Origin of the sequence: Sulfurospirillum arcachonense DSM 9755 (assembly GCF_000597725.1) — a bacterium.
Taxonomy (GTDB): Bacteria; Campylobacterota; Campylobacteria; order Campylobacterales; family Sulfurospirillaceae; genus Sulfurospirillum_A; species Sulfurospirillum_A arcachonense.
In genome coordinates this window covers 87,737-109,200 of record NZ_JFBL01000010.1, presented here as the reverse complement: position 1 = coordinate 109,200, position 21,464 = coordinate 87,737, and the positions used below count along the sequence as shown (strand labels likewise).

The 21,464-nt window shown below is 29.6% G+C and carries 24 protein-coding genes; 15 read left to right on the top strand and 9 right to left on the bottom strand.

Translation table 11 applies throughout. From position 1 onward, the window contains the following. Nucleotides 1-303: 303 nt before the first annotated feature. The 9 genes from K354_RS0109275 to K354_RS0109235 are packed head-to-tail and all read right to left on the bottom strand — an operon-like array spanning nucleotide 304 to nucleotide 8,193. Entirely contained in the window at nucleotides 304-1,137 is an 834-nt protein-coding gene (locus tag K354_RS0109275; protein WP_024955226.1) for a YitT family protein, read from the bottom strand. Then, the gene (locus K354_RS0109270) at nucleotides 1,130-1,915 is read right to left on the bottom strand and encodes a precorrin-3B C(17)-methyltransferase (RefSeq protein WP_024955225.1); all 786 of its coding nucleotides are present in this window, start codon (nucleotides 1,913-1,915) and stop codon (nucleotides 1,130-1,132) included. The genes K354_RS0109275 and K354_RS0109270 overlap by 8 nt, the downstream gene beginning before the upstream one ends. A gap of 1 nt (nucleotide 1,916) precedes the next feature. After that, nucleotides 1,917-2,906 carry a cobalamin biosynthesis protein gene (locus tag K354_RS0109265; RefSeq protein WP_024955224.1) on the bottom strand — a complete coding sequence of 330 codons (990 nt, stop codon included), beginning with the start codon at nucleotides 2,904-2,906 and terminating at the stop codon, nucleotides 1,917-1,919. Beyond that, complete coding sequence (locus K354_RS14145) at nucleotides 2,896-3,606, bottom strand: cobalt-precorrin-4/precorrin-4 C(11)-methyltransferase (RefSeq protein WP_037940572.1); 711 nt, start codon at nucleotides 3,604-3,606, stop codon at nucleotides 2,896-2,898. Before K354_RS14145 ends, K354_RS0109265 begins: the two co-directional genes overlap by 11 nt. After that, nucleotides 3,603-4,757, bottom strand: a complete 1,155-nt coding sequence (gene cbiT / locus K354_RS0109255; protein WP_024955223.1) for a precorrin-6Y C5,15-methyltransferase (decarboxylating) subunit CbiT — start codon at nucleotides 4,755-4,757, stop codon at nucleotides 3,603-3,605. Before cbiT ends, K354_RS14145 begins: the two co-directional genes overlap by 4 nt. Then, nucleotides 4,751-5,794: a cobalt-precorrin-5B (C(1))-methyltransferase CbiD gene (cbiD, locus tag K354_RS0109250; RefSeq protein WP_024955222.1), complete on the bottom strand. Its 1,044-nt coding sequence runs from the start codon at nucleotides 5,792-5,794 to the stop codon at nucleotides 4,751-4,753. The genes cbiT and cbiD overlap by 7 nt, the downstream gene beginning before the upstream one ends. A 15-nt stretch (nucleotides 5,795-5,809) precedes the next feature. After that, the gene (locus tag K354_RS0109245) at nucleotides 5,810-6,256 is read right to left on the bottom strand and encodes a (2Fe-2S) ferredoxin domain-containing protein (protein ID WP_156928227.1); all 447 of its coding nucleotides are present in this window, start codon (nucleotides 6,254-6,256) and stop codon (nucleotides 5,810-5,812) included. After that, nucleotides 6,234-6,944 carry a precorrin-8X methylmutase gene (locus tag K354_RS0109240; RefSeq protein WP_024955220.1) on the bottom strand — a complete coding sequence of 237 codons (711 nt, stop codon included), beginning with the start codon at nucleotides 6,942-6,944 and terminating at the stop codon, nucleotides 6,234-6,236. Before K354_RS0109240 ends, K354_RS0109245 begins: the two co-directional genes overlap by 23 nt. Then, nucleotides 6,934-8,193 (bottom strand): cobyrinic acid a,c-diamide synthase CobB, encoded by a 1,260-nt coding sequence (locus tag K354_RS0109235; protein ID WP_037940585.1) that lies wholly within the window; start codon nucleotides 8,191-8,193, stop codon nucleotides 6,934-6,936. Before K354_RS0109235 ends, K354_RS0109240 begins: the two co-directional genes overlap by 11 nt. Nucleotides 8,194-8,487: 294 nt before the next feature. On the opposite strand from K354_RS0109235, the gene K354_RS0109230 reads away from it, so the two are divergent. Genes K354_RS0109230 through pgp3 form a run of 15 tightly spaced genes read left to right on the top strand, consistent with a single transcriptional unit; the run spans nucleotide 8,488 to nucleotide 21,283 of the window. After that, a complete protein-coding gene (locus K354_RS0109230) occupies nucleotides 8,488-9,168 on the top strand; it encodes an energy-coupling factor ABC transporter permease (RefSeq protein WP_024955218.1) in 681 nt (226 codons plus the stop codon). Continuing rightward, nucleotides 9,168-9,992: a sirohydrochlorin cobaltochelatase gene (locus K354_RS0109225; protein ID WP_024955217.1), complete on the top strand. Its 825-nt coding sequence runs from the start codon at nucleotides 9,168-9,170 to the stop codon at nucleotides 9,990-9,992. The genes K354_RS0109230 and K354_RS0109225 overlap by 1 nt, the downstream gene beginning before the upstream one ends. 1 nt (nucleotide 9,993) lies before the next feature. Further along, complete coding sequence (locus K354_RS0109220) at nucleotides 9,994-10,656, top strand: precorrin-2 C(20)-methyltransferase (protein WP_024955216.1); 663 nt, start codon at nucleotides 9,994-9,996, stop codon at nucleotides 10,654-10,656. A 2-nt stretch (nucleotides 10,657-10,658) separates the two neighbouring features. Continuing rightward, nucleotides 10,659-11,420 (top strand): phosphotransferase, encoded by a 762-nt coding sequence (locus K354_RS0109215; protein WP_024955215.1) that lies wholly within the window; start codon nucleotides 10,659-10,661, stop codon nucleotides 11,418-11,420. 1 nt (nucleotide 11,421) lies between these two features. Further along, a complete protein-coding gene (gene cobT, locus K354_RS0109210; protein WP_024955214.1) occupies nucleotides 11,422-12,480 on the top strand; it encodes a nicotinate mononucleotide-dependent phosphoribosyltransferase CobT in 1,059 nt (352 codons plus the stop codon). Then, nucleotides 12,477-12,968 (top strand): bifunctional adenosylcobinamide kinase/adenosylcobinamide-phosphate guanylyltransferase, encoded by a 492-nt coding sequence (locus K354_RS0109205; protein WP_024955213.1) that lies wholly within the window; start codon nucleotides 12,477-12,479, stop codon nucleotides 12,966-12,968. Before cobT ends, K354_RS0109205 begins: the two co-directional genes overlap by 4 nt. Beyond that, complete coding sequence (locus tag K354_RS0109200) at nucleotides 12,965-13,966, top strand: aminotransferase class I/II-fold pyridoxal phosphate-dependent enzyme (protein ID WP_024955212.1); 1,002 nt, start codon at nucleotides 12,965-12,967, stop codon at nucleotides 13,964-13,966. The genes K354_RS0109205 and K354_RS0109200 overlap by 4 nt, the downstream gene beginning before the upstream one ends. Next, entirely contained in the window at nucleotides 13,953-15,344 is a 1,392-nt protein-coding gene (locus K354_RS0109195; protein ID WP_024955211.1) for a cobyric acid synthase, read from the top strand. The genes K354_RS0109200 and K354_RS0109195 overlap by 14 nt, the downstream gene beginning before the upstream one ends. Continuing rightward, nucleotides 15,334-16,200 (top strand): adenosylcobinamide-phosphate synthase CbiB, encoded by an 867-nt coding sequence (cbiB, locus tag K354_RS0109190; RefSeq protein WP_024955210.1) that lies wholly within the window; start codon nucleotides 15,334-15,336, stop codon nucleotides 16,198-16,200. The genes K354_RS0109195 and cbiB overlap by 11 nt, the downstream gene beginning before the upstream one ends. Beyond that, nucleotides 16,197-16,943 carry an adenosylcobinamide-GDP ribazoletransferase gene (locus tag K354_RS0109185; protein WP_024955209.1) on the top strand — a complete coding sequence of 249 codons (747 nt, stop codon included), beginning with the start codon at nucleotides 16,197-16,199 and terminating at the stop codon, nucleotides 16,941-16,943. The genes cbiB and K354_RS0109185 overlap by 4 nt, the downstream gene beginning before the upstream one ends. Then, nucleotides 16,934-17,422, top strand: a complete 489-nt coding sequence (locus tag K354_RS0109180) for a histidine phosphatase family protein (RefSeq protein WP_024955208.1) — start codon at nucleotides 16,934-16,936, stop codon at nucleotides 17,420-17,422. Before K354_RS0109185 ends, K354_RS0109180 begins: the two co-directional genes overlap by 10 nt. Then, the gene (locus K354_RS0109175) at nucleotides 17,409-17,837 is read left to right on the top strand and encodes a hypothetical protein (RefSeq protein ID WP_024955207.1); all 429 of its coding nucleotides are present in this window, start codon (nucleotides 17,409-17,411) and stop codon (nucleotides 17,835-17,837) included. Before K354_RS0109180 ends, K354_RS0109175 begins: the two co-directional genes overlap by 14 nt. Nucleotides 17,838-17,852: 15 nt before the next feature. After that, nucleotides 17,853-19,913, top strand: a complete 2,061-nt coding sequence (locus tag K354_RS0109170) for a TonB-dependent receptor plug domain-containing protein (protein ID WP_024955206.1) — start codon at nucleotides 17,853-17,855, stop codon at nucleotides 19,911-19,913. A gap of 1 nt (nucleotide 19,914) precedes the next feature. Beyond that, the gene (locus K354_RS0109165) at nucleotides 19,915-20,484 is read left to right on the top strand and encodes a hypothetical protein (protein ID WP_024955205.1); all 570 of its coding nucleotides are present in this window, start codon (nucleotides 19,915-19,917) and stop codon (nucleotides 20,482-20,484) included. Continuing rightward, nucleotides 20,477-21,283 (top strand): peptidoglycan metallopeptidase Pgp3, encoded by an 807-nt coding sequence (pgp3, locus tag K354_RS0109160; RefSeq protein ID WP_024955204.1) that lies wholly within the window; start codon nucleotides 20,477-20,479, stop codon nucleotides 21,281-21,283. Before K354_RS0109165 ends, pgp3 begins: the two co-directional genes overlap by 8 nt. The last annotated feature ends 181 nt before the right edge of the window (nucleotides 21,284-21,464 follow it).

The following is a 21,464-nucleotide window of genomic DNA, read 5'->3' as shown; positions in this document are numbered from 1 at the left end:
TGCTATATCAATTCCAATATAATGGTTCATGAGAACCTCCTTTTATTAGAAGAGTTCGTTAGGGTCACATATTATGATGACCTGATCATCGAACCTTGCTTTAGCTCGTTAATACGGTCTACTTTATGTGACCCTGTTTCCACTCAAGCTTTTAGGTTCGATTGTTTAACTGTCCCTCAGGCTAGCTTTCACCGCCTTGGCTACTTTCAACTTATCGCGAACTCTATTTTTTAGTTTATCCTAATGCTTGTTTTTAGTGGATTAGTAATGATACGAGGCTATATTATCCCCAAAGATGTGAGCTTAATGCCCACGTCCTAACATTTCATTAGCCTCAGTTATGATTAAAAATCCGTCTGGGTCATACTCTTTTACTAAACTTCTTAAAAACTGAAGTTTACTTACTTCAACAACAATAAGAATCATTTTTTTCTTTTCATCATACAATCCATCGCCATTTAAAATAGTTCCGTACTTTCCTAACTCTTCTCTGATTTTTATTTTAAGCTCATCCGTTTTATTGGTCACTAGATATACAACTTTTTTATTTAAACTTCCTGTCAATATCATATCGATTACTCTTGTCGTGACATAGATACTTACAACACTCCATAAAACCCTTACGTTATCATCTAGGATAAAAAGAGCACTCAAGACTATCAAGGTATCGATGACAAGTATAACTTGGCTAGGTTTTATTTCTGTTTTTGAAGATACTATTCGTGCAATGATAGTTGAGCCTCCAGCACTAGAGTTTCCTTTAATGACTAAGGCAATTCCAACACCTACTAAAATACCGCCAAAAAGGGAACCTAAGATAGTATCCATAACAAAAGCTTTTAGATGTAAAACTTCTATAAAAAAATCCGTACTAATAGAGATAAGAAGTAGAGTAACTATAGTTCTTATAGCAAACATTTTGCCTAAGTATTTAACACCTACTAATAAAAGAGGAATATTTATAGCCATTATAAGAGTACCAATAGTATATGGAGTTATATAATGGATTAAGAGTGAAAGTCCTGCAGTGCCCCCAGTAACAAGTTTATTTGGTGAGAAAAACAGAACTATACTCAGACCTAAAATAATAGAACCAGCAAAGTTATACATGTAGTTTTTTAATTCTTCTTTATGCATGTAGTAAATCTCCATCTAATTTATATTTTTTAAGATAACCTCTTGGAGTCAATACTAGTCCATTTTTTGTTAATCTTGTGTTAGAGTTACAGATGATTATCATAGTAGACATTGAAACTTCAGGATGATTTATATCTTGATTGATCAAGTCCGTTGTTGTTGTGATAGTGATTTTTTCTTTTTCGACTCTACCCACATTTGAAGCAATAATCGCAATTTTTTCTTCTCCATCTTTGAGTGCTTGTAAAAAGTTTTGATAAGGCTTGATTCTTTTTTTAGATTTTGGATTATAAATACCTATGATAAAATCAGTATCAAGGGCTGCTTTAACTCTTTTATCTATCATGTTAATGTCCGTAAGTCTATCAGAAAGTGAGATAATAGCAAAATCTTGAGAAACAGGAGCACCTACCTTAGCAGCAGCAGCTAAAAAAGAGGTAATTCCCGGTAAAGATATCAACTCTATCTCATCCCATAGATTTTGTGTGTCAATAAGCTCAACGATAAGTGTAGCCATACCAAATACATTTGCATCACCATTTGAAATTATGCACGTCACTTTACCACTTTTTGCAAACTCTATAGCTTGGTTACATCTTTCTATCTCTTGAGTCATACCAGACATATAAACTTCTTTACCATCTAAAAAACTCTCCAACTCTTTTGCATATTTTTTATAAGATACAACTACTTCACACTCCAATAAAGCAGACTTTGCTTCACTACTGAGATACTCTGTACCCCCAGCACCACTTGAAATTATGTATAATTTATTCACTCTATATTGCTCCTGCTATGGTTACTTTTTTTTGATAAACTTCTTTTTTTATGATAAGTTCTTTATAGTGTGAAATCAAAACAGCTGAAGGTTCAGCTACGCCTTGAAGTCCAAAGAACTTTGTTGCTTGGGATTTACTAAAATCAATATCAAGATTGTTTATCTTCTTTTTATCAAAAAACTTTATATTAAAATTATGTTGTTTTGCAAACTCTAAAAGTCCTTGCTCATCTGCTTTTGCCACAAATGAAGCTATGTTTTGAATCTGATGGAACTTTAAGTTATGTCTGCTTAAAAACTCCATTACTGCATCTTCTATCTCTTTACATGTAGTATCTCTATTGCAACCAATTCCTAAAAAAACTTTTGGATGTAAGCTAAGACACTCTTGTTGAAATGGCGTTATATTGACACATAAATCACCTTTACATGTAAAGTCTAATACGAGGTTTTTTTTATCTGTAATTGTTTCAAAAACAGATGGATATGTCTTTACATGTACAGTTTTGTTATCAATAAGAGCATTTGAAATTTTGGCTAATTTATCTATGTTTTTTATCTCAAAATTATGTTGTTTTGCAAACATATCAAAAGCAAAAGTTTTTGTTTGATCTGTCGCTGTTGTTGTAAAACTGATTGAGTTTGGGACTCTTTTAGTTATGAGTTCACTAAGCTCATTGGCTCCTCCGATATGACCACTTAAAAGTGGTAAAACTTTGAGTAAATCTAGACTTACTACCAAAATAGCTGGGTCTTTTGTTTTATGCTCCAAAAATGGAGCGATTTTTCGCACCACTATGCCTGTTGCTAAAAAAAAGATAACAGCATCATAGTGCCAAAGCTCACTCATAATATTATCTAGTTTAGAGTACTCTTTTTCAATAGACTTACTATATAGTTTTATATCATAATCATGTAAAATGTTTTTTAATTCCAATGAAGCCTTTAAACTTGGCTCATTTATACTGACAATAGCTATTTTATTTAACATAGAGGTGTGATTCTTCGCTCTCTTTTTGATTTAGAAAATCCCCAAAAAGTATAAGTGCTATACCTTTTATGTGAGAGACTTTATCTTGTATATCGCTTATAGTACCTTTGTAAATCTTTTCTTCTTTCCAAGTTGCTTTTTCTACAACCCAACAAGGTGTATCAGTTGCATAACCAAGTTTTAAAGCACTGTTTTTTAACTTTTCAATAAGCAAAATTGAGAGATAAAAAACTAAGGAAGAGTTTTTACATGAAAGGATATTTTCTAATTTTTCTGGATTAGGAGTTTTACCTTCTACTCGTGTTAAGATAATAGTTTGTGAGACTCCAGGTATGGTATACTCTATCCCTAAACTAGAACTTGCTCCAAAAGCAGCAGATATCCCAGGTATGACTTCATAGTTTATATTTTCTTGGTTTAAAAACTCTATCTGTTTTGCAATAGTAGAGTATAAAGTAGGATCACCCGTATGAACACGTGCTACTGTTTTTTTGCTATGTAGTTTTAAAAATGCAAATATTTGAGGATATTTCATCTGTTGCGAGTCTTCTATAAGCGCATCTTTTTTACACCAACTCAAAATTTCTTTTGGAACAAGTGAGCCAGTATACAAAACTACGTCAGCTTTTTCTAAAATATTTTTAGCTTTGATAGTTAAAAGTTCAGGATCTCCTGGTCCTGCACCTATAAAATATATCATTTTTTGACCTTAATTTGGAAGAGTTGTCTTTCTGGTTCTACCAAGTCGAGATTTCCTTTGTATGTTGTAAGAGACAGAGAAAAAACTTCATATTGTATGTTTTCTTCATTTAAAACTTTTAGTATAAGAGTAAGATGTTTTAGGGTGATAGCATTTAAAAGTATAATGCCTCCTTCACGTAATCTTTCATATAAATAAGGGAGTTTTTCTATGACTTTTGTTCCCCCTCCACCTATAAAAATTCTATCAGGATCTTCTTCGCATTGTTCAAAAAGCGTAGTAGCTTCTCCTATTAGCAAAAGACTATCACATACATAATGTTCACATATGTTTTCTTTTATGTTTTCGGCTCTAACTATATCTTTTTCAAAAAATATAGTTTGGACTTTATATCTTTTATACGCTTCTATGCCACAACTTCCACTTCCTGCCCCAACATCCCATAAAAGTTGATTTGGTTTTAAATCTAAGTTTTGTAAAGAGAGATGTCGCTTGTACTTTTTAGTAATCATTCCTCTTTCTGTTTGAAACTCATTATCTTCACAGATAGTATTTTTGGGTTCAAACTCTCTTTTTAAAAGAAGTACATAGGGAAAATCTAAATCATAGGTTACATCATCAAAAATATTTATTTTCTCAATCTTTTCATCTTCATAGCCCAATTTATAACCTATGGTTGCAGATATAGAGTCTTTTTTAAAATAACTCATTGCATCTTGGAGTCTTTGTATGGTAAATTGGTCTGCTAGGATAAATGTATATTCTTTATTTAAAAATTCTTCTAAATCAAGCTTTTTTCTACCATGAAGAGATAAAACACTGACTTCATTTTCATTGAGTATAAGTTTTTCTAAAAGGTAACTTTTTGATGAAATATTGTTGATGATTTTTATATATTTTTTGGGTATAAGTTTACTTATAACTGTTGCTCCTGAAAAGAAAAGAGGGGAGCCAGTGACTATATAAAGGATGTCTTCATATTTGTGGTTATCAACAATATACTCTTTTATCTCGTTAAAAGAGAGCTGTATAACATTGTGTTGTTTGGTTGTAAAGTTTGAATCACATACTATTGTGTCATAACGTTCCATATTGACATTGATATTTGAAAAACCATATTCTCCCATACCATTACCTACTATCGTTACCATCCTTTGACCTCTTTCTCTTCTAAGATTATTGCTTTTACATTTATTTGTGTAAACCAAGATTTGAGTTGTTGATTCGCTTTTTTTGCAATGAATGCATAAAAATCTTGCATTTTATTAATAGCATCTAATTGTTGAGCTATACCTTTAACGGTTAATGTCTCTTTTGTATCAACTTCCACAAAAAGTTTTTTTTGTATATCTAATTTTAGCTGATTTAGATTAATAATCCCATATCTATTATGAGTATTTTTAAATCCTTGGTATATTTTTGTCATTTTCCCAATACCACAAAGAAATATAACTTCTTTTACATGTAAGTCTTGAGCTATATTTATAGCATCATATACAAAATTTCCTATTTCTATAATTTGTTCTTTTTTATATTTTTTTTGTGCTACATGTAAAGCGGAATTTCCAAGTGTAAAAACAAGTGGTTCAAAACCGTTTTGCTTGGCAAAATTAATTTCTGTTTGAATAGAATCAAGATAAGCAGAACTAGAAATTGGTTTGACAAAACCAGTAGTACCTAAAATAGAGATACCTCCAAGTACACCCACTTTTTCATTAGCAGTTTGTTTGGCTATGACTTCACCATCACTCACACTAATAGTACAAAAAAGTTTACACTCTTTTTTATTTTTTGTGTATTTTTTAAAAGTTTGTTCCATGTGTTGTAATGGTACAGGATTTATTGCAGGAAAATTTGGTTGGATTTTTAAACCTTTTTTAGTAACTACACCTACGCCAATACCAGCATACAACTCCAAAGAATTTGTTTTATCTGAAAAAACATGAGGTTGTTGGGCAATTGGATTCAATTTTAAATCTTCTTTATTATGACTAATTGTAGCAACTATTTCACAACCTTTTGTGACATCTAAGTCATCATTATCCATTTTATTGGTCTTTACATGTACAACATCTTTTGTAATCAAAATTGATTCAAGAGCTAAAGAAAAGGCAAAACTAGCATGCATGCCAGTACTATAACCTTTTTTTAAAAGTTTTTTAGAGTTTTGTGCTTGCGAATCAACCAAGAATATACTTTTTTTTCACGAGATTTCATTCATTGGAATTTGTTCAAAATCCAATTCATCTAAATTTTTATTGTTTTTTAGAGCAGTAAAAAGCTCAATCCATCTATTTTTATCAAATTTGTGTGTGTTTTTCAACCAAATATTGTTATTTTGGATAAAACCATTTGCTTTTGTATTTTCAAATACTGTAGCAACTTGTCTAAATCTACATGCACCAAAACAGTTTGTTCTTGAAATTTTGATTCTGTTCTGACCTTGATGTAAGTTTAACTCTTTGAGTAATTCACGAAGAAATGTAGCCTCATCTTCGTGTTTTGAAGATTGTTTACAACGCTCACCATCACAAATAAATATTTGTGTTTTAAAGTGCATTATTGGTTTATTAGGGTCAAATACTTTTGGTTTACATGTAAAGCCAACCTCGACTTCACTACCCATGTTATTTACCATTGTATTTTTCATCTCCATCATAATCTTTTATAAGTTTATAAAGAGCGTGCAGTGTAGCAACACTCATAGTGGAGCTTCCAAATCTTCCTTGCATGATAATACTACTAACACCAAAATGCTCACTAAACTTTTTACCATACTCTTTAGATTCTATAACATTTACAAAACCAACAGGAAAAAGTAAAAGTGCAACATTATTTAAATCTATTTTTTCTTCAATAAGTGTTCTAATAGCGGCATAAATAAAAGTAGGAGCATTTCCACATGCTAAAATAAGAGGAGAATCTTTATGTCTTTTAATCGCTTCAACCACAGCTGCATAACTTCTTGTAGTTTGGTTTTTTTCTGCCATTTCATAAGTAAAAGGCTCATTTATATAACATATAACTTCATTTTCGTATTTGTTTAAATAAAATTTACTCAAACCCACTTTTATCATATTAACATCTACGATGATTTTAGCTTTTTTAAGAAGAAGGCTTTTTGTTTTCTCTATGGCATCTTTACTAAAATAGATATTATCTAACACTTCATCAAAACAACTTGTAGTGTGAATGAGTCTACTTATAATTTGGAGTTCTTGGTTTGAAAACTGTGTAGTTTTTTTATAGTTTTTAAGCTCATTTTCTATCATTTGAAATGATTTTACTGATATATCAGCACCTAAATTAATAGGAGGGTTTTCTAATTTAAATTCCAAAATATTCCTTTAAAATATGCATGTTATTTCTAAAAAAAACATGCAAATATGTTCCATAAACTTTCTTATCTCTCCATGCTCCATAACTCCCAATATCAGATTGATTTTTACTTAAAAGATCAACTCCTTTAGGAGGATTTAACGCTGAAGTATAGTGAAAAGCATGTCCTTTTAGACCATTGGAGGCATAATAATATCCTAATCTACTTCGTTTTTCTTTAAGCTCAAAGTCAATATCCAAAATACCAGACATTTTTTTATCATCAATTTTATTGGAAAGATACAAGAGTCCAGCACACTCTGCATAGACATGTTTATCTTGGGCATGTTTTATAAGAGAGTTTTTGAATTTAGACATTTTTTTATAAGATTCATCAACCTCGATGTACCCTCCAGGGATAAAAACTGCGTGTGTATTTTCACTTATACTTTCATCTTCTTTTGCGTTTATTATTTCTACTTCTTTGAAAATTTCTTGTAAAAATACTAGATTATCATGATAAAGAAAAGAGAAATTTTCATCTTTAACAATGGCAATTTTTTTCTCAATTTTTTTAAATTTTTCAAAAGGATAGTTTTGAGTTTTTTCTCTTTGAATAGTGGTGATTTTTTCTAAAGCATCTAAGTTGATATTTTCTAAAACTTCTTTTGAAAGAGTTTCTAAAGCTTCTTTTTTTGCTTCATTTAAGTCAAGTCCTAAGTGTGTTGATCCTAAAGATTGTAAATCTTTTTTTATCCAACCTAGAACACAAATCTCATCTGCAAAATCTTTTAAAATCTGTTTTTTTATAAGTTCATAATGCATTTTTGATGAGAGTTTATTTAAAACAATAGCTTTTATTGTATTGTCATTTTTATAAGATTTAAGACCTTTTAAAACAGCACTAATAGTTATATATGAGCCACTACCATCAAGGACAAGTAAGGTAGGGATTTGCAAAAAAGTGCTAACTTGATAGGCACTACATCCTTTGTCCATACCATCATAAAACCCCATAACTCCTTCTAGTATAGCCATTTCTTGATCGTTATACTTATCAAACATCCAATTAACTTGTTCTTGACTCATCATAAAAGTATCTAAGTTTATACTTTCTCGCCCACACACTTTTTCATGAAATTGAGGGTCTATATAATCAGGACCTATTTTAAAGGCTCTTACACTTTTTTTATAATGATAAAGTAAGGCTGTACAAAGGATTGTTTTGCCTTGATTTGATGCTATAGCAGATATACATAATGCTTTCAAGTTTTCTCTTTTATCTTTTTTTATAGTGATTTTAGATAATATCATACTATGAAAAATCTTAGAGGCTACAAAAAACAATATTTTAAACTCTCAATCATTGCAATGTATTCAACAATATGCAATTTATCTAAGATAGAAATAAACATGTTATATCACAAAATAGCATATGAAGATAGCCTGCTAACACGTGCCCCTCCAAAATCATTTTATAACTTACAGTACTAAATAAACAAAATAGTTAAGTTAATGTAGCTTAGCAACATAATAAAACAAATAAAAAGCAAAAGGATAGTTATGCATATAGAAGCCGGAGTAGTAGTGGGCGCAAAGATGTTATTGAGTTATGGAACAGCAGCGGGTGTTTTAGGAGTGAGTTCAAAATTAGCATTTGATAGTATTAAAGAGAGTGGACTTTTACAGTTTATTGTAAAAACTATTTTAACAACTCTTATTGTATTTTGCTGTTTTGAGGTTTTACCTCATTATGCAGTAGGGGTGAGTGAAGTTCACTTAATCTTGGGAACTACAATATTTTTGATTTTTGGTATTGCTCCAGCAGCATTTGGTTTAGCTCTTGGCTTACTTATTCAAGGTCTGTTTTTTGCACAGTTTGATTTACCACAATATGGCATGAATGTAACTACATTATTAGCAAGTATGTTAGCTTTAAATGCAGTTATAAGAAAGATTATTCCTAAAGGGATTGCGTATAAAGATATCAGTTATACTCAAATGTTAAAAATGTCAATTGTTTGGGAAGGTGCTATTGTTTCATGGGTTGCTTTTTGGGCATTTTATGGACAAGGTTTTGGTAGTGAAAATATAGCAAATGTCTTGAGTTTTGGTAGTGCTTATATGAGTGTAATAATTATTGAGCCTTTAATAGATTTAGCAGTGCTTTCGGCAGTAAAAGCGTTTAATGTTACAAAGAGTAATGTTTTCTTTGATAAAAAATTGATTGATTGTAAAGCTTAATGAAAAGATATAGACATTATACACAAGATAGGGCGATTGTTCTGTCTTGTTTTGGTTCAGTAGTTGAGCAAAAAAGATATGAAGATTTAAAGAAAAAAGTTGAAGAAAAATTCCCTACATGTAAGGTGTTTCTTGCTTTTAGTTCGCGCATGGTATTAAAGCATCTAAACAAAAAAAATGAAGAGTTTAAAAATCTTCCACAAGTTTTGGCTGATGTAGATATGTTGGGTTATAAAAATATAGTTGTATCTTCTATAAATCTTTTTCCAACAGATGAGCATGAGTTTATGAAAAAAATCGTAAATGGTTTCAATCATTTTTCTCTCGCAAACATCAATTGTAGTGATGCAATTTTGACTAAAACAAAACATACGAATGCTTTATTAAAGTCTTTACATGTAAAGGTTTCACAAGAAGATGTTGCAAATCTTTTTATTATTCATGGAACTCCTAGGTTAGATACTCCAGGTATTGAGTCTATTAATAACACTTCTAAGTATTTAGAATATATTGCACAAAATAATTTTACATGTTCACTAGAAGGGGCATTTGCGTATAACGATATCAAAGATATTTTAAAAAGAAAAATAGAACAAGCAGGGTTTAAAAAAGTTCAAATTGTTCCTTTACTTCTAGTAAGTGGAAATCACTATAGAAAAGATATGTTTGAAATTAAAGAAGATTTGAGTGATGTGTTTGATGCCTCTTTAGCTCCATCTTTAGGTCAAAGTGAGCATTTTAACCTTTTAGGACTTCAAGAGACAGAAGATATTATTTTTTCTAATATCGAAGAAGTATTTATTAAATCAGGGAACAAGTTATAAAATGAAATTGTATATGATTTCATTAGGACCTGGGGATTTTGAATTAGTAACTATAAAAGCTTTAAAAGCCTTACAAAATTGTGATGCGATTTGTATCCCTACAAAAAGTAGTGACAATAGTTTTGCAAAGTCTATGACTTATAAGATTGTCAAAGAACTCATGGATGAATACGATTTTTCAAAAGAGATTATACCAATGTATACACCTATGAAGTTTAAAGTTGATGATTGGCAAAGGCAAGTAGATATTATCAAAGAGGGATTTAGTAAACATGAGACTTTATGTTTTGTGACTTTAGGGGATAGTGCTGTGTATAGCAGTGTATATTATCTTTTGGACTTATTAAAACTTCAAGATAAAGATATTTATGATAACTGTGAAGTTGTTCCAGGTATTACTTCTTTTTCACATGCTTCTGCAAAGGTAAAAAAACCTTTATGTGTTGGTGATAGTGGATTAGAGATTATTCCTTTGCTTGATTATGAGACACCTAAAACAAAAGTCTATATGAGACCAAAGATTGGTATGGATACTAGAAGTATTCAAGATGAAGGTGATTTTTATACTTTTGAAAATTTGAATTTTAAAGATGAAAAAGCATTAGATTATAAAAAACAAACAGTAGAAAAGTATATGACACTATTTATTGATTTTTTTGAGTAAAGATGAGTGTTAAAACGCAGATAAGTAAAAAAGAAATATCTTCTTTTTTTGAAGTCCAAAAGTTAGAGTGTAGTAGTGATGGACATAGTGATAGTGTTTATTTTTTGGACGATAAATATATTTTAAAACTTTTTGAAAAAGCAAGTGAAAAAAGTATAAAAGAAGAGATGAATCTTTTAGAAATGATAAGAAGTTTATCTGTTCCAAGGGTAAAAACAGAGTTGTTTTATCTTAAAGAAAAACCAGCTTTAATTTACACTAAGCAAAAGGGTCAAAGTCCTCAAAAACCTACTTTAAAACAGGTAGAACAAATCGCACTGTTTTTAAAGTGTTTTCATGGATTTACTAAGGGAAAAACAAACAGAAATGAAAAACTTTTTGATAAACAAAGAGTTTGGACTTTGGTAAAAAACTCCAAAGATACAAGGCTTATTGAAGCTTACGAATCTTTGGAGATAGATTTAAAAAATGATGGGATTATTCATGGAGATATTTTTTTAGATAATGTAGTATTTAAAGAAGATGTATTAAGTGGTGTTTTTGATTTTATAGATGCCTGTGAAGGTGATTTTATTTTAGAATTGGCAGTGGTGGCTTTTTCTTGGAATTTAGATGAGAAAGGATTAAACGTTTTACTATCTACTTATGGTGCTAATATAGATAGTAAAGAGTTTAAAAAGTATATAAAATATGCTCTTATTTGTTACTGTTCTTTTAGAGCAGCTGTAAAAAGAGATTATGAAGATATAATTATAGGATTATGAGATGAAAAATATAGTTGGTAGTATTGATTTTATGGAAAATTTGCGAGGTAAAAGTGCTTCTTTTATGTTGGCAATGAGTACAACAAAAACATATGAAATAGAGGGTTTATCACAAGCTGGACTTCCAGGACTTATACATTTAACTCCTACTCTTGATGCTGAGTTTATTTGTACAGGGCAAGTAAAAAGTTTACAATGTGTTCCTGAAACACTTAAAGGAATCCCAACTCCAGGACTTATGACAAGAGCTGTTCATATGTTAAAGCCTTTTAAACAAATAGAAATTTTGGATTTAGGCGTGCATACATCTCCTGATTTAGACTGTTTTAATCAATATACATTTGGTATAAAACCAAGTGATCGAATAGATACAGGAGCTAACATAGATGCTAAGAGTGTTTTTGAAAAAGGTTTAGCATTTGCAAAAGAGTATAAATCTGAAAGTGATTATATTATCCTTGCTGAGTGTGTTCCAGCAGGTACAACTACTGCTTTATGTAGCGCTCTTGCTTTAGGATATGATTGTGCAGGAAAGTTTAGTAGTAGTTTTAAAAATCATCCAAATGACGTTAAACAAATTACTATTGATAAGGCATTATCAAATATCAATGAAAAACAGAGTGTTTTTGAAAAACTTTCATGTGTGAGTGACAATATGTTGATTTTTAATGCAGGATTTGTCATAGGTGCGATGCAAAGAGATTTAAAAATCGTTTTAGCAGGTGGTACACAGATGGCAGGAGTTCTTCTTGTTATTAACTCTATTTTAAGAGAAAACTCACAAAAAATAGATAGTAAAAATTTAGCTTTATGTACAACAAAATGGGTTTATGAAGATTTTCATTCAGATATTGAGGGACTTTTAAAAATGTTGGATTTTGAAATCAATGCGTATTGTAGTGAATTTGATTTTACTTCAAGCCAACATCCTGCTTTAAAACTTTACGACGATGGAGAGGCAAAAGAAGGTGTTGGCGCAGGAGCAGCTTTGGTATATGGTCGTTTAAATGGATTGGAAGATGAGCAGATTGTGAAAAAAGTAGAGAGTTTTTTAGGATGAAAAAAATACTGTTTTTTGGAGGTATGAGTTCAGGAAAAAGTGGGCTTGCTGAAGAAAAAACGATAGAAATTTCTCAAAAAAAACCATACTATATAGCCACATATCTTGATAATTTTGATGATAAGCAGATGCAAGAAAAGGTTTTTAAACATCAAAAGAGTAGAGAAGAAAAATTTATAAATCTTGAAGAAGCGTATGATGTGAGCAGAGTGATAGAAGAGGGCAATACTTATATAGTAGATTGCCTCTCTATGCTTATTTTCAATAATCTTGAAGAGGAAGAAAATCTTTTTACACAACTTGAAAAAATCTCTTGCTGTAAGGCAAATATAGTGTTTGTTTTAAATGAAATTACAACAGGAGTAATTCCTATGGATAAACAAAGTAGAAAGTTTGTAGATTTAACAGGAAGAGTAGGCCAAATTGTTGGAGCGATGTGTGATGAAGTTTATGAAGTCAAATTTGGAATACAAAAGAGAATAAAATGAAAATATATGCTCATGGCGGTAATGTAAAAGAGTTTAGCGAAAAATTAGGTATTAAAAGTAGTGAAGTTATTGATCTATCTTCAAATATAAACTTTTTAAAACCAAAAATCAATATAGATTTTAATACACTAGATATTGCTTCATATCCAGATTATAATACTATTTATGAGAGTATTGCAAAACATTATGGTGTAAAAAAAGATGAGTTAGAACTTTTCAATGGGGGAAGTTCTGCTATCTTTTCTTTGTTTGAGAGTTTGGATGTAAAACATTGTACTATTTATGCACCGGCTTATTTGGAGTACAAAAGAGTTGCTAATCTTTTACATGTAAAGTTAGCACAAATAAATAGATTTGAAAACATATATGAAACAGTGAAAAAAAACTCTTTTGTAGTTTTTGTAAATCCTTCTACACCTGATGGAAAATATTATGATTTAAATAAGCTGTTTAAGATTTGGAAAAAAGCAAATGCTACAGTTCTAATCGATGAATCATTTTTAGAGTTTTGTGGTAAAAAATCAGCTCTTAAAAAACTAAAAAAGTATAAAAAACTATATATTTTAAAATCTATGACAAAGTTTTACTCAAGTGCAGGAATACGAGTAGGAGCTCTACTCTCAAATGAAAAAAATATAAAAAAACTAAAGAAAAAACAAGCTCTTTGGAAACTCTCAGAGTTTGATATAAACTATCTTTTAGAGGCTCTTAAGGATAAAAAGTTTAGAAAGAAAAGTTATAAAAAAAATAGAGAAAATAAAGAGTATTTAGAAGAGATTTTACTCTCATCACAAAATTTTGAAAAAGTATATAAAAGTGATGCAAATTTTATTATGGCTAAACTTAAAAGATTGAGTGCTAAAGAGTTTCAAGAAAAACTACAAAAGCATAGAGTTATGGTTCGAGATTGTAGTAATTTTGACTTTTTAGATGAGAGTTATGTACGTATTGCTGTCAAAAGAAAAAAAGATATGAAAGTTTTAAATGAAAAATATTAGTATTTTTGGAACAAGTAGTGACTCTGGAAAGTCTACTATTACATGGCTTATAGCAAAAATTTTACAAAATAAAGGCTATAAAACAGTTCCTTTTAAAGCACAAAATGTTTCAAATAATTCTCACGTTTGCGATGACGGGAGTGAGATAGCTATAGCACAGTATTTTCAATCGAGTGTACTTGGCATTAAAACTTCGTACCATTTAAATCCAGTTTTATTAAAATCAGGACGAAATAGCAGTGCTTCACTTATAGTTGAAGGCAAAGTAGTTCAAACTAAGGATGTTAGAGAGTATTATAGGGATTTAGATATTTTAAAACCAGCAGTAAATAGATGTTTTGACTATTTAGATTCTCAGTATGATTGTGTTGTTTGTGAGGGTGCAGGAAGTCCGGTTGAGCTTAATTTGATGGATAAAGATTTATCAAATATCTACATTGCAACAAAGTATAATACAAAGATTATTTTAGTTGCAGATATTGAGCGTGGTGGTATTTTTGCTTCAATTTGGGGTGTTTATAATCTTTTACCTGACAAGTTAAGAAAAAATGTAATTGGAGTAATAGTTAATAAATTTCGAGGAGATATGAGCCTTTTTGATGAGGGTGTAAGAATCATAAAAGAAGAGTTTAAAATACCTGTTTTAGGAGTTTTGCCTTTTTCTCCATTTAATCTTGGTTTTGAAGATAGTGCAAGTTTACAAAACTTTACTCAAAAAAATTCTAATACAAAGCTAAATATTGCTGTAATCTCTTATCCTTATATGAGTAATTATAATGATTTTGAACCACTTATCGCTGATAGTGAAGTAAAGCTAGAATTTGTAAGTTCCAATATGAATTTAGACAGGTTTGATTTAGTAATTCTTCCTGGATCTAAATTGGTATTAAAAGATTTGGAATGGTTAAAAAGAAGTGGATTGTTTGAGCAGTTAAGTAACTATAAAAAGCCTTTATATGGACTTTGTGGTGGTTATGAGATGCTGTTTGAGAGTATTGATGACTCATTATGTATAGAAGCAGAATCACCTTTACATGTAAAGGCATTAGGGTTTATTGATGATACTATTGTTTTTGAGAAAAACAAGATTTTAAAAAAGCAAAATTATAAGATTTTTGGTTTACATGTAGAAGGTTTTGAAATCCATCATGGGGTCTCTTACAAATATCCACTTGAGTATCAAAATAAAAATATAAAAGGCTCTTTTGTTCATGGCGTTTTTGATAATGATGCATTTAGAAACACTCTTTTTAAAGAGATAAATCCTGAATATATTGGTTTTGATTTTTGTGAATATAAAAAAAATACAATCGATAGCTTTATATCTACTATGGAAGATAAAATTGATATGAAAAAGATTTTACAAAGTGTACTTTAGTCTTTCTCTTATAGCTTTTGTTATTGATAAAATATTTGGCGAGTTTAATTTTATAAAACATCCTGTTATTTTAATGGGAGATTTTATAAAGTTTTTTGAAAATAAGTTTTATAAAAATAGCCTGTTTAGAGGAGTACTTCTTAATTTTAGTCTATTATTTGTTGTATGGTTTGTTGTTTTTGTTATTGAAATTTTTATCGATAATGTATATATTTTAGGTTTTATCGCCTCAACAGGCATCGCTTCAAATATGCTGTATAAATCTGTCAAAGATATCTTGATTCATCCCCAAAATATACGATTTTTGGTAAGCAGAGATACAAAAGAGTTAAATAGTAGCGACATAAATAAAGCAGCGATTGAAACATATAGTGAAAATTTAAGTGATGGGGTTATAGCACCATTTTTTTATCTTGTGTGTTTTGGTTTGCATGGACTTTTCCTATATAAAGCAATCAATACGCTTGATTCAATGGTAGGTTATAAAAATAAAAAATATGAAAAATTTGGAAAATTTTCGGCAAAACTTGATGATATTGCCAATTTTATACCTTCTAGAATAACAGCAGTAATTATAGCGTTGTTGTTTTTTTCAAAAAGTGCTTTTTTAAATTTTTATAAATTTGGAAAAAAACATGAAAGCCTAAATGCGGGACATCCAATCTCGGCAATGGCAATATGTATAGGAGTCAAACTAGGTGGTCCTACATCTTATTTTGGGGTGAAAAAAAACAAACCATATTTTGGATATGGCAAAGATGTTATAAATAAAGAAGATTTAAAAAAGGCATTAAGTATGCATGTAAAAATGGAAATATTTATAATCTTAATTTTACTAATAGGAGTATTTTTATGAATGATATATATCTTGGTTTAAAATTTGCCTTTAGTTATTACTCTATCGTGCCAATTAGATTTAATGAAAAAGATGATTTATCAAAAAAAGAAGTCCTTGGATATATGCAAGGATTTTTTCCTTTGGTTGGTCTAGTAATTAGTTCTATGAGTGTTGGTTTATATTTTTTATTGGAGCAATTGAGTTGGTTTGGAGGAGTTATAAGTGCTGTGAGTTATATAGCACTCTATGGATTTTTACATTTTGATGCTGTTATGGATGTAACTGATGGAATTTATGCAAAACATAGTGGAAAAGATGCGTATGCCATTATAAAAGATCCTACTGTTGGGGCATTAGGTGTTTTGTGGACTATCTCTTTTTTGCTTATTAAAATCTCTGGTCTTGTATATTTGTTTTCTAAGGGACTGTTTTTAGAAGTTATAGCAGTGTGTATTGTAAGCCGATTTATTCTTTTACTTTTTATAAAAAAAGAAAAATTTAAATCCTCTTTTGTGGATATTTTGCAAAAATCATTGAGTGATAAAATTTTGATATATACTTTTTTTGCCGTTTTTGTTATTGGACTTTTGTTGGTTCAAACTCATTTTATTGTTATCTTTATTTTAGGTATTATTTTTTCATTTTCTCTTTTAAAAATCATTGTACATAAGTTAGGTTTTTTAAATGGAGATGGACTTGGCAGTGTACTTGAAGGTACAGAAATTTTACTGTTTATATCGGTGGCTTTGTTATGGCAATAACACTTTTACGTCATGCTAGTGTTGCAAAAGAGTACCAAAAAAGGTACTTAGGACATAGTGATGTAGATATAGATGAAAGTTTATTTGATTATAAAAAAGTTGAAGCAGTAGTTTCTAAAAAGTTTGATTTAGTATACGCCTCAACACTCAAAAGAACTGGACAGACGTTAAAAAAATTAGGTAAAAATTTTTTAGTGGATGCAAGATTAAATGAGGTAAAATTCAACGATGAAATTGAGTTAAAAAACTTTGATGAAGTCGAACAATTGGACTCTTATAATGTAAAATATTTAGATTCTTATGAATCGTGGAGCCAGTATGTTTGTTGTGAGCCTTTGTCTGAATTTCGAGCAAGGGTTCAAAGTTTTATGGATGAGTTACCAAAAGATAAAGAGATTCTTATATGTACACATGGAGGAGTTTTAAAAATGCTATTTGATAAAAATTTTGAGTATTTGGATTTTCATGTCATATCGTAGTTGGACACTTAAACATGCAAAAAAGCATGAAATAATAGTGCAAAAGTTAAAAAACAGAACAGTAGACGAGATAATAGAATATTTTTTATATGACAATATGATAATAAATGAGCCAGAGTTTTGTCCACTCTATAAACAGAAGAAAAAATGCCACGATATGGAAGATTTAAATTGTTACCTTTGTGCCTGTCCTAATTTTAGGTTTAAAGATGAAGTCGGTTTCAAAGAAGTAAATGGTAAAAAACTATTAAGTTTTTGTAGTATAAATTCAAAAAAAGGAAGTGTATTTAAAACAGAAGATGCCATTCATCAAGATTGCTCAAACTGTACGATTCCTCATAAAGACAAATACATAAAAAAACATTTCAATTTAGATTGGAAGTTGATTATGAAAGATATAGAAAAAGAAAATTAAACAGGAGAAAATTATATGAAGAGTCCAAAAGGATTTCGTGGGAAATACTTTTCACTAGCAGCTATTCTTGCTCTTAGTGCAACGATAACTTTAGCAAATGAAACTAAAAGTTATGTTGATACTAAAAAAAGTGCTGAAGCACAAGAAGAGTTTAGTGAAAGCGAAGAGTTAACTCCCCCAAGTGAAGAGTTAGATGTTGTTGTAATCTCAAAGAAGATTAAAGTGAAAGAAGTTGATGCACCTTTTGCATCAGAAATTTATACAAAAAAGCAAATAAAAAAATCTCGTGCCAAAGATATCTACGAATTTTTAAATACGCAAAGTTCAGTTGTTACAATACCAAGTTATGGAAATATTTTTACTCAAAGCATTGATATGAGAGGATATGGCATAGGTGACGGATATCAAAATGTTGTTGTAAGTGTTAATGGAAGACGCTTAAACAATATCGATATGACTTCACAACTTTTATCTTCTATTCCTCTTGAAAGTATAGAACAAATAGAAATCATAAAAGGCTCAGGTTCTGTAGAGTATGGAGATGGAGCAAATGCAGGGGCAATAAATATAATTACAAAAGGCTATGAAGGTGCAGCTGTAAAAGCATATACAGGTAGTAATGGTCTACAATTTGCATCGATAGGACTTGGCATTAAAAAAGAAAAGTTTTCTATAAGTGGATATATAGATGATTATTCTCATAATGGTTATAAAACTATAGCAAATGAGGGTACAAAAGATGATAGTTGGAGTAGAAATAAAGAGATAAAAGGTACGTTTACCCCTATAGAAAATTTAACTTTAAATCTTGGAAAATCTTTTTCAAAAATGCAAATAAAATATCCCAATGCATTAACATTAGCACAATATAATCAAGACCCTTATTTTACTCCTATTCCAAAAGTAGAATGGTGGGGAACAGAACAAGATTATAAAATCCAATCATACTATTCAAATATGTTAAATTATGGATTAAATTATCAATTAAACCAAAATATATTGTTTGATTTTCAAGGTTATGATGAAAATAAAGATAGTACGTACGAAAGTGTTGGAGGAAGTTTTCCAAGTAAAGATATAAGTCACTATGATAATAAAGCATATAATACAAAAATAAATTTTAAAAATAAAGATTTCAAAATAGTACTTGGTTTAGATTCTTTTGAAGGGAATAGAGATTCTTATGGGAATTTGGTTACTAAAAATAACCTAGGGTATTATGCAACATTAAAATATAATATAAATAATCAAAATAGTTTTAGCATAGGTTCACGTTATGAAAAAATTAAATATGAACATAATGATGGAATAAATATTTTAAAAGATGATATAAAATTAAATGCTTTTGATATTGGTTATAACTATACTATAGATAAGTTTTCATCTTTTTTTATAAGCATAAATAAATCTTTTCAATCACCCGATATAGATAGATTTTTTACCTATAATTTTGCTACTTCTCACTATGAGTTCAATGGTTTTATAGAGCCAGTGAAAGTAAAGACTCTAAACACTGGGTATAATTATATTGGCTATCCAAATAAATTTAAAATTGCAACATTTTATTCTGATATTGAAGATGAAATTTATTATACAGGAAGTGTAAATACAAATTTTGATAAAACAAGAAAATATGGTTTAGAAATTTATGATAAATATAATATTTTATATAATTTGTTTATAACACTAAATTACTCTTATGTAAATACGAATATAAAAGAAAATAGTATAAACCCCGCAGTAGAAGGGAATAATATACCAGGAGTTTCAAAGCATAATATTAAATTTGCATTAGGTTATAATCCAACGCATAGGATAAATTTGTTATTATCTCATGTTTATAAATCAAAGGCATATTCTATGAGTGATATTGATGGTAGTTTCGGGAAAATGGAAGCTTATAATTCTACAGATTTTTCTGCAACATATAAATATAAAAAATATGAATTTTTTGCAAAAGTAAATAATTTGTTTGATAAAAAAAATGCTCTTTTTGCTGATGATGGAACAACCTTAGGTGTTTATCCAGTTAATTATGAAAGAAATTTCATGATTGGTATGAGTGCAAAGTTCTAATATGAAAATAAACCTAAGAGATTATATATGGTACAAGTTTTTAAATTCTCTATTTTTCGGAGTTTCTGTAGGGAGTATATTTATTATATATACTCCACTTGAACCTTCTATATACTCTCTTGGGGGCATTTTTTTAGCTGTTGGAATGCTTTTTGTTGCTAAGTGGTACGATGTTATGATGAATATTCGTACATTTTATTTAGTGACGTTATTTGTTGAGTTTGTTGTTTTAGTTTTTGTAAGTGGTTTTTTAGTGTTTAATTACTCTTATATGATTGCACTTAGTATTTATATAGGTTATCAAATTGTTTTTATGTTTGGAAATTATTTGGTTCGTATGGAGACTATTGCTCTTAAGAAGACAAATATGCTTTCTCTTACTGATGTAGCAAAACAAAAAGGTTATCTTGCTGGTATGGTGATTGCCTATGTCTTTTATAAGTTATTAGAGTATCTACATGTAAGTGATAAAAAGTTACAAGTTTATGATTTACATGTAGGTCTTCTTTTGTTACAAGTTGTTATAATATACTTTGTTTTTAGAGCATTTAAAAAGGAAAAAGATGTTTAGATTATTATTAGTTTTTGTTTTTGTTACAAATATTTTTGCATATGATGTTATCAAGGGTACGACTTTTTTGTTAAAATTAAAAAATGCAGATGAAAAGGTATTTAAAGATGGTGTCGAGCTAGTAAAACTCAAACATCCTACTAAAAAAGATAGTTATTTTGTATTAGTTCCAGTAGCGTATAAGACAAAAGAAAAAACAATAGAACTTTTGCGTAAAAATCAAAATAACACTAGTACAATATCTTTACATGTAAAGGATGGCAACTATCCAAAAGAGACTTTGAAAGTCAATCCTAAAAAAGTAAAACCTCCTAAAGAAGAAGAAAATAGAATTTATAAAGAGTATTTAGAATCTAAAAAAATATATGCTACATTTACTCCAAAGAGGTATTGGAAAGAGCCTTTTGAAAAACCAATGAGTTCTAAAATAACAAGTAGTTATGGAAATGCAAGAGTTTTTAATGGCTCATTGAAAAGTTTTCATTCAGGCACTGATTTTAGAGCGCCAACAGGAAGCGTTATAAGAGTTGTTAATGATGGAGTCGTAGTTGTTGCAAGCAATCGGTATTATTCTGGAAATGCAATTATCGTTGATCATGGAGAAGGGATTTATAGCTCTTACTCACATTTGAGTAAAATTGATGTGAAAGTGGGACAAAAAGTATCTAAACATGAAAAACTTGGACTGAGTGGAGCTACTGGACGTGTGACTGGTCCTCACCTTCATTTTTCTATTATTTTACAATCAAAAAAAATAGATCCACTAGATTTTATTGTTAAAATTAATAACTTATACTAGTAAGATATTATACATATTTAATGGTAAAAAGATGTTGACCGTTTTAACAAGTTTTTAAGTACAATAGCATTATAATTGCGCAACTCATGTATAGGCTTAAGGATTAAGCATACATCAATAGAGACATTGAGTACTCCTTTGATTGCATATTTAAAATTCATATACATGTAGTAATTATATT

Bases quoted from the DNA above. Each gene is read 5' to 3' on its own strand.
- K354_RS0109165 (WP_024955205.1), top strand. From the start codon at position 19,915: ATGAAAATAAACCTAAGAGATTATATATGGTACAAGTTTTTAAATTCT.
- cbiT (WP_024955223.1), bottom strand. From the start codon at position 4,757: ATGGTAACGATAGTAGGTAATGGTATGGGAGAATATGGTTTTTCAAAT.
- K354_RS0109200 (WP_024955212.1), top strand. From the start codon at position 12,965: ATGAAAATATATGCTCATGGCGGTAATGTAAAAGAGTTTAGCGAAAAA.
- K354_RS0109195 (WP_024955211.1), top strand. From the start codon at position 13,953: ATGAAAAATATTAGTATTTTTGGAACAAGTAGTGACTCTGGAAAGTCT.
- K354_RS0109170 (WP_024955206.1), top strand. From the start codon at position 17,853: ATGAAGAGTCCAAAAGGATTTCGTGGGAAATACTTTTCACTAGCAGCT.
- K354_RS0109225 (WP_024955217.1), top strand. From the start codon at position 9,168: ATGAAAAGATATAGACATTATACACAAGATAGGGCGATTGTTCTGTCT.
- K354_RS14145 (WP_037940572.1), bottom strand. From the start codon at position 3,606: ATGATATATTTTATAGGTGCAGGACCAGGAGATCCTGAACTTTTAACT.
- K354_RS0109175 (WP_024955207.1), top strand. From the start codon at position 17,409: ATGTCATATCGTAGTTGGACACTTAAACATGCAAAAAAGCATGAAATA.
- K354_RS0109185 (WP_024955209.1), top strand. From the start codon at position 16,197: ATGAATGATATATATCTTGGTTTAAAATTTGCCTTTAGTTATTACTCT.
- K354_RS0109215 (WP_024955215.1), top strand. From the start codon at position 10,659: ATGAGTGTTAAAACGCAGATAAGTAAAAAAGAAATATCTTCTTTTTTT.
- K354_RS0109275 (WP_024955226.1), bottom strand. From the start codon at position 1,137: ATGCATAAAGAAGAATTAAAAAACTACATGTATAACTTTGCTGGTTCT.
- K354_RS0109220 (WP_024955216.1), top strand. From the start codon at position 9,994: ATGAAATTGTATATGATTTCATTAGGACCTGGGGATTTTGAATTAGTA.
- cobT (WP_024955214.1), top strand. From the start codon at position 11,422: ATGAAAAATATAGTTGGTAGTATTGATTTTATGGAAAATTTGCGAGGT.
- K354_RS0109180 (WP_024955208.1), top strand. From the start codon at position 16,934: ATGGCAATAACACTTTTACGTCATGCTAGTGTTGCAAAAGAGTACCAA.
- pgp3 (WP_024955204.1), top strand. From the start codon at position 20,477: ATGTTTAGATTATTATTAGTTTTTGTTTTTGTTACAAATATTTTTGCA.
- K354_RS0109265 (WP_024955224.1), bottom strand. From the start codon at position 2,906: ATGTTAAATAAAATAGCTATTGTCAGTATAAATGAGCCAAGTTTAAAG.
- K354_RS0109205 (WP_024955213.1), top strand. From the start codon at position 12,477: ATGAAAAAAATACTGTTTTTTGGAGGTATGAGTTCAGGAAAAAGTGGG.
- K354_RS0109230 (WP_024955218.1), top strand. From the start codon at position 8,488: ATGCATATAGAAGCCGGAGTAGTAGTGGGCGCAAAGATGTTATTGAGT.
- K354_RS0109245 (WP_156928227.1), bottom strand. From the start codon at position 6,256: ATGAAAAATACAATGGTAAATAACATGGGTAGTGAAGTCGAGGTTGGC.